The 10135-nt window shown below is 42.8% G+C and carries 10 protein-coding genes and 1 pseudogene; 7 read left to right on the forward strand and 4 right to left on the reverse strand.

Translation table 11 applies throughout. From position 1 onward, the window contains the following. Positions 1–14: 14 nt before the first annotated feature. The 4 genes from CWB72_RS15045 to CWB72_RS15060 form a co-directional block, all read right to left on the reverse strand. Complete coding sequence (locus tag CWB72_RS15045) at positions 15–3152, reverse strand: efflux RND transporter permease subunit (protein WP_138633018.1); 3138 nt, start codon at positions 3150–3152, stop codon at positions 15–17. A 9-nt stretch (positions 3153–3161) separates the two neighbouring features. Continuing rightward, entirely contained in the window at positions 3162–4124 is a 963-nt protein-coding gene (locus tag CWB72_RS15050) for an efflux RND transporter periplasmic adaptor subunit (RefSeq protein WP_171037322.1), read from the reverse strand. Next, entirely contained in the window at positions 4121–5476 is a 1356-nt protein-coding gene (locus CWB72_RS15055; RefSeq protein ID WP_171037323.1) for a TolC family protein, read from the reverse strand. The genes CWB72_RS15050 and CWB72_RS15055 overlap by 4 nt, the downstream gene beginning before the upstream one ends. A gap of 186 nt (positions 5477–5662) precedes the next feature. Next, positions 5663–5995, reverse strand: coding sequence for a hypothetical protein (locus CWB72_RS15060; RefSeq protein ID WP_138633027.1), 333 nt, complete (start codon positions 5993–5995; stop codon positions 5663–5665). 106 nt (positions 5996–6101) lie between these two features. Here CWB72_RS15060 and CWB72_RS15065 point away from each other — a divergent pair, with 106 nt between their 5' ends. The 7 genes and pseudogenes from CWB72_RS15065 to CWB72_RS20615 all read left to right on the forward strand — a co-directional run bounded on the left by CWB72_RS15065 (position 6102) and on the right by CWB72_RS20615 (position 10049). Further along, positions 6102–6497, forward strand: a complete 396-nt coding sequence (locus tag CWB72_RS15065; RefSeq protein ID WP_138633030.1) for a MerR family transcriptional regulator — start codon at positions 6102–6104, stop codon at positions 6495–6497. A 2-nt stretch (positions 6498–6499) separates the two neighbouring features. Then, positions 6500–8527: a winged helix-turn-helix domain-containing protein gene (locus CWB72_RS15070; protein ID WP_138633033.1), complete on the forward strand. Its 2028-nt coding sequence runs from the start codon at positions 6500–6502 to the stop codon at positions 8525–8527. Between the two features lie 22 nt (positions 8528–8549). After that, positions 8550–8966, forward strand: coding sequence for a VOC family protein (locus tag CWB72_RS15075; protein ID WP_138633036.1), 417 nt, complete (start codon positions 8550–8552; stop codon positions 8964–8966). Position 8967: 1 nt separating this feature from the next. Continuing rightward, positions 8968–9327 carry a GFA family protein gene (locus CWB72_RS15080; RefSeq protein ID WP_138633039.1) on the forward strand — a complete coding sequence of 120 codons (360 nt, stop codon included), beginning with the start codon at positions 8968–8970 and terminating at the stop codon, positions 9325–9327. A gap of 35 nt (positions 9328–9362) precedes the next feature. Continuing rightward, positions 9363–9707, forward strand: a pseudogene (gene gloA2 / locus CWB72_RS15085) (SMU1112c/YaeR family gloxylase I-like metalloprotein). 28 nt (positions 9708–9735) lie between these two features. Further along, positions 9736–9858: a hypothetical protein gene (locus tag CWB72_RS21050; RefSeq protein ID WP_289508452.1), complete on the forward strand. Its 123-nt coding sequence runs from the start codon at positions 9736–9738 to the stop codon at positions 9856–9858. Positions 9859–9875: 17 nt separating this feature from the next. Further along, positions 9876–10049: a hypothetical protein gene (locus CWB72_RS20615; protein ID WP_171037324.1), complete on the forward strand. Its 174-nt coding sequence runs from the start codon at positions 9876–9878 to the stop codon at positions 10047–10049. The last annotated feature ends 86 nt before the right edge of the window (positions 10050–10135 follow it).

The raw sequence follows: 10135 nt of genomic DNA on the forward strand, positions 1-10135 counted from the left end.
GTCTAAACTTAATTTTATCTTTTTGGTTGCATTCTTAACTTCTTATAAATCAATTTATAAAGCGCAGGTAACACCACTAAAGTCAGCAGTGTTGAGGTAACAATACCGCCGACTACGACTGTTGCCAACGGTCTTTGTACTTCGGCACCTGTGCCGACATTCAGCGCCATGGGTAAAAAGCCGAGACTGGCGACTAGGGCGGTCATCATGACTGGGCGTAGCCTTTGCAAGGCCCCTTGCTCGATAGCTTGGTATAAATTTAAACCTTGCCCCCTGAGCTGCTTGATAAACGACAGCATGACTACGCCGTTAAGTACTGCCACACCAGAGAGGGCGATAAAGCCCACTGCGGCAGAAATTGAGAATGGCATGTCTCTGAGCATTAAAGCCAGTACCCCACCTGTTAACGCCAATGGTACACCACTGAAAATCACCAATGCATCTTTGATTGAATTAAATGCGCTGTAAAGCAAGCCAAGTATTAATAATAAAGTCACAGGCACAACAATACTGAGTCGCTGGCTGGCTGATTCGAGTTGCTCAAAAGTGCCCCCGTAATCAAGCCAATAACCTGCAGGAAGGTTGAGTTCGCCATGCATAAGGGCTTTTGTTTCACTGATAAAGCTAGCTAAATCCCGGCCATCAACGTTGGCGGTGACAATCACATTGCGTTTGCCGCTTTCACGGTTAATTTGATTCGGCCCTGTAGTTAACTCGATATTTGCCACTTCGCCCAAAGGCACAAACGCCAGATCTGGGTTCTGACTTGCGGGCAAAGCCACAGGCAATGATTTTAAGGCCTCTAATTCTTGCGCCCATTGTTTATCAAGCCTGACTAAGAGTTTAAAGCGTTTGTCACCTTCATAAATTAGGCCTGTTTCAACACCACCGACTGCAGCGGTGAGGGTGTCTTGAATATCACTGACCGTTAAGCCGAGTAATGCTAAATGATCACGCTGTGGTTCAACCGACAAAGTCGGTAAACCTGCAATTTGCTCTAAACGCACATCGGTGGCACCTTTGACGTTTTTCAATAGTGCAGTGGCCTTTTCACCATATTGTTTAAGTACACTTAAGTCATCGCCATAAATACGCAGTGCCACATCGGCGCGCACACCGGCGATTAATTCGTTAAAGCGCATTTCAATGGGCTGAGTAAACTCGTAGTTATTACCCGGCATGTCTGCAACTTTAGCTCTAAGTCGAGCAAGAACATCAGCTTTACTCTCATCAGGATTGGGCCATTCAGATTTAGGCTTTAAGATCATAAAGGTATCTGCCACATTAGGCGGCATAGGATCGGTGGCAACATCAGGTGTGCCAATCTTTGAGAACACATGCGCCACTTCCGGCAGGGTTTTAATGGTGCTTTCAAGCGTTAACTGCATCTGAACCGATTGCTCTAACCCAGTGCCTGTGATCCGAAGCGCATGCATGGCAATATCACCTTCGTCGAGTTTAGGTAGAAATTCAGCCCCAAGTTTTTGTGCTTGCCAAGCGACAATTCCTACAAAAGTGAATGCCACGGCGACTAGCGCAACTGAGTGTTTTAAAGAGAAAGCGAGTAACGGCTGGTAAATGGCTTTTGCTGAGCGCATGACTCGGTTTTCTTTTTCTTCAATTTTACCTTTAACGAAAATGGCAATGGCTGCTGGTACAAAAGTAATAGAGAAGATCAGCGCGCCAATTAACGCGGCGATTACGGTAAACGCCATTGGCTGAAACATTTTACCTTCGACGCCTTCTAGAGCAAATAAGGGTAAATACACCAACATGATGATCAGCATGCCAAATGCGGCGGGATTAAAGACCTCTTTGGTACTGTGATACACAACGTCTAAGCGTTCTTGTAAGGTCAGCAAGCGGCCGTGTTGGTGTTGGGCTAATCCCAAACGGCGCAGAGCATTCTCAACGACTATGACCGCGCCGTCGACTATTAAACCAAAATCTATGGCGCCTAAGCTCATTAAGTTGCCCGATACGCGATTGCTTACCATGCCTGTCATTGCAAACAACATACTCAGTGGAATAACCAATGTGGTGATGAGCGCACCTGTGATGTTGCCAAGTAACAAAAATAAAATAACGATGACCAACACCGCGCCTTCAAATAGGTTTTTCTCTATGGTGGCAATGGTTTTATCAACTAATGTTGTGCGGTCGTATACGGCTTCGACGATAACGCCTTCAGGTAAACTGGGTTGAATTGCTTGTAGTTTGTCGGCCACAGCTTTGGCAACTACACGACTGTTTTCGCCCATCAACATCATGGCTGTGCCTAGAACTGCTTCTTCACCGCCATAGCTGGCAGCGCCGGTTCGTAGCTCTTTTCCATACAAGACTTTACCTATGTCTTTAATACGCACAGGCGCATCGTCACGTTTAGCGACTACAAGTTGTTCAATGTCCGTCAGGGTTTTCAATTGCCCAGGGGATCGAACCAAATATTGCATGCCATTTCGCTCAATATAACCTGCGCCGCGATTGGCATTATTTTGCTCTAGCGCATTAACTACATCCGCGATGGTGAGTTTATACGCAAGTAGTTTGCTCGGCTCAGGGGCAACTTGATATTGCTTTTCAAACCCACCAATGCTGTTTATCTCTGTGATCCCTTTAACTTTCATGAGTTGCGGTTTGATAACCCAGTCTTGCAAAGTGCGCAGATCTTCTGCGCTATAAGCCGAGCCATCGGGCTTTTTGGCATTGTCTTGTGCTCTGACAATATAGGTAAATATTTCACCTAAGCCACTGGCAATAGGGCCCATACTGGGCTCTATGTTATTGGGCAATTCGCTGCGAACACTCTGCAGTCGCTCGCCAATTTGCTGTCTAGCCCAGTAAATATCGGTGCCTTCTTCAAAAATAACCGTTACTTGAGATAATCCATAACGCGATAGCGAACGTGTTGTGTCGAGGTTTGGTAATCCTGCCATGGCGTTTTCTATTAAATAGGTGATCCGTTGCTCTGTTTCTAACGGGGTGAAACCGGTGGCTTTGGTATTGATCTGCACCTGTACGTTGGTGATATCGGGGACCGCATCTATCGATAAGCGTGTCATGTTATACACACCAAATGCGGCAACCAGCAAAGTGGCAGCCATGACTAGCCATCGACGCTTTACGGCAAAAGATACTATAAAATCAATCATATCTGCTCCTTAGTGCGCGTGGCTTGCGCCGTTTTTTAGAATATCGGCTTTCAAGATGTAACTGTTTTCAGTGACATACTCTTCGCCCGGATTTAAGCCTTCAATGACCGATACCCATTCGCGGTTGGCTTCACCAATTTTCACACGGCGCGCCTCAAAGCGGTTTGCGGTTTTAACAAACACAACGTTTTCGTCTTCTAAGCTTTGAATGGCGGTTTGTTTCACTTTTAATTGGCTTGTAAGCTCTGCCGTTTTTACATCGGCTTTCACATGCATGCCCGGTCGCCAGTGCCCGTCGTGATTGTTGATCACCACTCTTGCCCGGGCGATATGTCCGCCTGTCATCATCGGGGCGATATACGAGACCTTGCCAGAGGTGTTTAAGTGTTGGTGTAAATCGTAAATATCAGCGCTTTGACCGATTTGGAGCTTTTCGATGTTTTCAGGAAATGCCGACAGCTCAACCCACACTTGCTCAAGGTTAATGATGGTTAATAAGGTTTGATCTAAGGCGAGTTGCCCCTGTGCAGTTAAACATTCCGTGACCTCACCATCTGCAGGACTTTTGATAATATAGCTTTGTAATGTTTGACGGTTTTGTACTTTGAGTAACGGCTGGTTTTTTGTCACTCGATCACCAATTTCAACAAATACTTTTTCAACAATGCCCTGATAAGGCGCCATGATGGTGAAAGTGTTGTCTATGGTTGGCGCAACCACACCAAACAAGGTGTCGTGTTGGCTTATTGTGCCAGTGCTCGCACGTTCGGTTTTTATGGCATTGGCTAGAATGGCTTGCTCGGTGAGCACCACGATATTTTCTTCTTCATCATGATGTGGTTGTTTCTGTGTATAAGGTGGCTTTTCGTCGTGATCATGCCCTTCGCCAGCAAAAACCATAGGGCTATGAGTCATACCGAGCATTGAGAAAGCGAATATTAAGGCGATAGTCGATAGTTTTAATGAGTTCATAATGTGTTGCTCCATGGCGAAGACGGTGCTGAGTGTTTAGAGAGTGTTGACCTTGAGTGAGCGTTATTCAGAGCTGATAGTGAGGTGTTGCCTATCAAGCGCTGTAACAAAAGGTGTGAATTGAGCAGCGCAATCTGAGTATCTATGATTGCTTGCTCTGTGTTGAAACGCTCTTTTTGCGCATCTAACAGTTGCAGTACTGAGATCTGACCAAGACGATAACTGTCTAAACTTTGCGAGATTAAAGTTTTTGCCAAAGGAAGCAATTGGCTTTGCAACTGCAACAGCCTGCGCTGTTGGTTTTGAGCTTGATTGTAGGTTTGGCTGATCTGTTGTTTGAGAGATTGACGAATTAATTGCTGCTGCTCACTCAATAAGTCGATTTGCGCACGTGCCGCTTTAATATTGCCTTGTTGCGGATTGCTGAGTTGCAGAGGCATTGCTGCTTCAAACAGCAGAGAAGCACTATTACTGGCATTATCAAATCTGACTCCTGTACCAAGGGTGAGATCTGCTATCGAATTAGCTGAAGCCAATTGCATAGTTGCTTGTTCGGCTAGCACTTGTTGTGAGATAAGTTGAATTTCAGGTGCCATATCAATGGCGTTATGCAATTCAGCTAAATTAGGCAAGATCAGTTCTGTTTTCAGATTGCTGTTAGCATAGCCTTTAGCATCGCTGTATGTTGGCAGTAGTTTTTGAACAGTATTGAAATCAGTTTCACCTAACCAAAATTTGGCGAGACGCAGTTTTGCTGCTGTAAATTCACTTTCAAGCTGTTGCTGTTCGAGCTGTAGCGTCCCGTATTCAAACTGCATCCGAGCCACATCGGCATTCGATACCGCACCTGCCGCTGCGCGTTGTTTAATGGTATTAAGCGCGTCCGATACCGTGTTTCGCTGCGTTTGTCTTAATGCGAGTAAGCTTTGTAAGCGCATCACCCGATAATATTGCGCGGTGGCATCAGCAAATACATCGAGTTGCGAGAGTTGATATTCGGTCTGAAATTGCGCCAGTTTGCTATCTTGCATGGCAATGCGACGCTGCTTTTTATCGCCGCGTTCAAATAGTTGGCTAATTAGCAAAGTGCCTTCTATACCACTGACACCTTTTGCCTCGTTACTGCCGAATACATTTTCGAGCGAGAAGCTTAATTCAGGGTTTGGCGATAAACCCGCTTGTAAGCGGTTCGCTTCGATAACTGCTGCTTTTTCTTTGTAAAGTTGCAAACTAGGGTGGTTTGCTTGTGTGCGTTGTAGCACAGTTTTTAGGCTAAGCGGCGTTTGCTCGGCCCACACAGGTTGGTGCATACAAATAGCCAAACCCATGATCAAAAAAGAGATCTTTTTCATGTTCATTACTCAATTTATTAAAATTCTGGATGAAAATTAACAGTCGAGCGCACACTGGATGATGGCTAGAAGCTAGAAGCTAGAAGCTAGAAGCTAGAAGCTAGAAGCTAGAAGCTAGAAGCTAGAAGCTAGAAGCTAAAGCCTATAGCTATGAGTCATCAGTTAAAAAATGGTGAAATGTGTGCGCTAGGCGATATTGAGTAAGCTCGGAGGCGGTACTAAAGGCGGGTAACTTTTGCTTTGATAAGCTGGGTTGTAACTGCATATTTGCTCGCTATAAGCCAGCACACTTTGCACTTTAACGCTATTGCCGCTGTGACAAGTGTGATGGTTATGAATATCAGCGTGGAAAACCTGAGAGCCGTCATCGGCTTGATCAAAATGGGGGGCTTTCACTAACTCATGTACATGGACAGGTTCATCATGACTATTATCGGCATGAAAAGGCGCGCGGTCACAGTTTAATAAACTGTGCAGCAGGACCAATACAAAAATGTATACGATACGCGATTTCAACATGACTAATCTATAAACCAATAATTTAAATGAGTTTAACTATTTCACACGAATAAAAAGTGCGTTAGTGTAAAGCCACTATAAAGCTTCCAGTAACAGGAAGGTCAACATGAAAATTGCCGAACTTTCAAAATTAACTCAGGTGACCAGTAAAACCATTCGCTATTACGAAGAGATTGGATTATTACCAGAGCCCGCACGTGCTGCCAATGGTTATCGCGTTTATCAGCAAGAAGATGTTGAGCGTTTGTCATTTATTCGCCGTTGTAGAGATTTACAAATTCCCCTTGAAGAGATTAAAAAAGTGCTTGGATGCGATCATGGCAATGCCTGCGAAGGGCACAATAATCATGTTGATGACTTAATTGCTGCGCAATTAGAGCGAGTCAAAAAAGCCAAAATTGAACTTGAAGCTCTAGAGCAAACCCTAACGGGCTTGCTTGACGGATGTGATGACAAAAATTCGAGTCAGTGCAATATCTTGCATAACTTACGAGCTCACTAAGTATGCACCAAGCACATTTTCATGGTTTCACCATAAACTGGCAATCAGGCGAATTAAGCAAACAAGGCACTGTGACGCAACTAGAACCTAAGCTGGTGTCGGTGCTTAAAGTGCTATTTGATGCCCAAGGTGAGCTTGTCAGTTATGAGCAATTGCAACAACAAGTTTGGCAAGATGTGATTGTTGCGCCTAATGCGTTGCAACGCGTTATCGCACAACTTAGAAAATCACTGGGTGATACAGCCAAACAGCAGGCCATTATTAAAACGCATCCTAAACGTGGTTATAGTTTGGTTTTTGTTAATGAAGGCCTTGAAGGTAAAGATCGTGAAAATGAGAAACTTGAAGTTGAGGCACTTGAAAAGCAAAACGTCACAGCCGCCCATCAAATAAAACAAAGCCTCTTTAGTCAACCAATTGCTTTGTTAGGTGTTGTTTCATTATTTATAGTCATATTAACGTCTATTCATTGGATTTATAAACCGACGAAAAAATCAGAAGCTGCTCAAGCAAATTTAATCAGTTTAGACACACAAACTGAGCAATTTGCTCAAGTAATACCGCTGTCTAAAACTGAATTTATCTTTATAGATAAACAAGCTGGCAACCAGTTAGTGCTTCACAATACACAAAACAACCAGCGAGAAGTGCTGTTAGATAAAGCGAATGTTTATGGTCGAATGGTTTTAGCTGAAGATAAACCACAACTGCGTTTTGGCCAAATCATTGAGCAAAATGGCGTTAAATGCGCCGAGTTAGTGGTGTTAGATATCAAGGTTAAAGCGCTTACTCGTGTATTGCCTTGCCAAAATAACTTCAATCACACACCGTTTTTCATAAATGATGAAACATTTTTGTTTATTAAAACCGACAAACAATGGCAGTCAGAGCTGATTTCGTTAAATATTCAAACACAGCAGCAAACTAGTTTGCTTGCAGGTCAGATTGATAATGCTTTCATATCACCTGATAAAGTTCGACTTGCTATAAAGTTTAATAATCAATTACAGATGTTTGATCTAGAAGAGAGCAAATTTGAAGCCATTAACTTAGGTTTCAGTTTCGACCAAACGTTAAGTTCTAGCAACTTGGCCATGACATTTTCAGACAGTGGCAATTTATGGGTAGCTCTGGATAAATCACTTGTAGAATATAGTCCTCAAGGAATGGTTATCAGCAACATAAACCTGGCTAGCAGCATGGAGGTGACGGAGTTAACTTTTATTGAAGAGCAGTTGTTTGCTTTACTCGGTCGAGATAACCATCAGGTTCGAATAAGTTCTGTAACAAACCTTAACAATGTAGTTGATATTGCACTTTCGAAATTTACTGATACGCAGGGGAAATTCCGACCTGAAACAGATGAAATCAGTGTGCTCAGTAATCGAAGTGGCTCAACTCAGATATGGCTGCAACAAGGTGAGCAACTTTTTCAACTGACACAAGCAGGTGAGGTTACAGATCACATTTGGTTAGATAAAAATCGAGTGGCTTATCTCATTGAAAATCATGTTTGGCTTTTAAGTCTTGCTAATGAAACTCTTAAGCCAATAAAGCTCGAGTTGAATGTACCAGTAAAACAATTGCTGCAAGCAACAAGCAATACTTTGTACGTGCAATCTGAAACAGAGTTAAACACTTCTCTAATTGCCATAGACTTAAAGACTAATAACCTTAGCACTCTATTTGAAGGGCCTTTTCATTGGGCACAGGTGTTAGACGACAACACCTTGATATTAAATCACAGCAGCCAACTTAAAAAAGTTATTGGCGGTCAAGTGTCCGAAACTACAGCACTCCCAGCTCTAACACTTCAGGGCCGCTATTACGTGAAAGGCAATGAGGTTTATTTGCAAGATAAACAGCAAAATGTTTGGCTTTATAACCCAGTATTAGAGCAAGCGGAAGTTATTGGTCGTTTTAATGAAAACAATTTGTTTATGAGTGATTTTTCACAATATTCATTAAAAATGCTGGGGGATAACTTTGTGAAAACCAATAATGAATTGGTCATGATTGAATTTAAGTAAGTCAAAAATAGATGGGTCACAGATGTCAGAAAAAATAGAACAAAGTATAGGCTGTATTGCCCTAGTAGTTGAAAACTACGATGATGCCATTGAGTTTTACACGAATAAGCTTAGATTTACCTTAGTTGAAGATACAGACTTAGGAGGCGGAAAACGCTGGGTTCAAGTGTCGCCGCCAAACTCGAATGGCACGAATCTATTATTCGCGCAGGCGAGTTCTGATGAGCAGAAAAACGCAGTGGGTAATCAAACGGGTGGTCGAGTATTTTTGTTTCTTCGTACTAATGACTTTTGGCGCGATTATGAGTTTATGAGAAGTAAAGGCGTGGTGTTTCATGAAGAGCCACGAGAAGAGGAATATGGCACAGTAGTGGTATTTCAAGACCTTTACGGAAACAAATGGGATTTACTACAACTTAACAAAAATAAAGGAAAATAAGATGCTAAATGCAAGTTGTCATTGTGGGAATATTCAATTAATTATGCCGAAGCCTGAGTCACTTACCAGTTGTAATTGCTCTATCTGCCATCGTTTAGGGGCCCTGTGGGGCAACTACCCTCCGCAAGAAGTTTCACTCAATATCCACCAAGGTGGTACAGAAATTTATAGCCATGGTGATGAGTACATACACTTTCATCGTTGTGGAAAATGTGGATGCACGACCCATTACACCTTGACTGAAAAAACCGGTAGAGAGAAAACCGCTGTGAATTTTCGTATGGTGACCCCCTTAGCTGCGCAAGGTATTAAGGTGAGACGCTTTGACGGTGCAGATACTTGGGCGTTTATAGATGAGTAAGCTTTGATAATGTTCTATTTTGCTAGGAGAAGAGCTTGAATTTAAAAGGCACTCATCATGCGGCAATTATTTGTTCTGATCATGAAAGGTCTAAAGCTTTTACATACAAGTTTTAGGGTTAAAAGTCATTGCAGAAAATTACCGAGCAGCGAGATTCTTTCAAGCTAGATTTGGCTTTGTCTGATGGCGGCCAAATTGAATTGTTTTCGTTTACAAATTCGCCAAGAAGAGTGAGGTGCCCCGAAGCTCAGGGGTTAAGGCACTTGGCCTTTTGTGTTGAATGTATCGACACTGAAGTCATGGCATTAGAAAGTCATAGCATTGCTGTTGAGGCCATTCGTGTGGACGAATATACCAAAAAGCGATTTACTTTTTTCTAAGACCTAGATGGTTTGCCTGAAGAGTTGTATGAAGTTTAAAGAAACCGAGATGTCTGATGCGATTTGCCCAAAGTGTCATGAGAAAATCGAGCCTTTTGCGATGTCTCTCGCTTTTTTCCATTCTACTTTAAGTGCAATCAGTGTAATGTGAGATTAAAGCTAAAATCTTTGAAATTTTTTTCAGTACTTATTACCTATTTGCTGGCTGTGGTGGTGATGATTGGGTTTTTACATGCCTACAGAGGCTATGCGGTATTAATGAGTGTGTTTGTCTGGTTGGTGCTTTATAGTTTCATTGCGCATAAAATGCTAAGTAAAGACAATCTGCAGGTTGTTGAGTGAGTTATACCAATCCTAAAAATAGATCACTTATTCAAGAGAGTTGGTATTAACCTCGGCACTTTCCTATTTAACCTCAGATCTGTATA

The sequence above is a fragment of the Pseudoalteromonas phenolica genome, assembly GCF_005886345.1.
Lineage (GTDB): Bacteria > Pseudomonadota > Gammaproteobacteria > Enterobacterales > Alteromonadaceae > Pseudoalteromonas > Pseudoalteromonas phenolica_A.

Bases quoted from the DNA above. Each gene is read 5' to 3' on its own strand.
- CWB72_RS15045 (WP_138633018.1), bottom strand. From the start codon at position 3,152: ATGATTGATTTTATAGTATCTTTTGCCGTAAAGCGTCGATGGCTAGTC.
- CWB72_RS15050 (WP_171037322.1), bottom strand. From the start codon at position 4,124: ATGAACTCATTAAAACTATCGACTATCGCCTTAATATTCGCTTTCTCA.
- CWB72_RS15055 (WP_171037323.1), bottom strand. From the start codon at position 5,476: ATGAAAAAGATCTCTTTTTTGATCATGGGTTTGGCTATTTGTATGCAC.
- CWB72_RS15060 (WP_138633027.1), bottom strand. From the start codon at position 5,995: ATGTTGAAATCGCGTATCGTATACATTTTTGTATTGGTCCTGCTGCAC.
- CWB72_RS15065 (WP_138633030.1), top strand. From the start codon at position 6,102: ATGAAAATTGCCGAACTTTCAAAATTAACTCAGGTGACCAGTAAAACC.
- CWB72_RS15070 (WP_138633033.1), top strand. From the start codon at position 6,500: ATGCACCAAGCACATTTTCATGGTTTCACCATAAACTGGCAATCAGGC.
- CWB72_RS15075 (WP_138633036.1), top strand. From the start codon at position 8,550: ATGTCAGAAAAAATAGAACAAAGTATAGGCTGTATTGCCCTAGTAGTT.
- CWB72_RS15080 (WP_138633039.1), top strand. From the start codon at position 8,968: ATGCTAAATGCAAGTTGTCATTGTGGGAATATTCAATTAATTATGCCG.
- CWB72_RS21050 (WP_289508452.1), top strand. From the start codon at position 9,736: ATGAAGTTTAAAGAAACCGAGATGTCTGATGCGATTTGCCCAAAGTGT.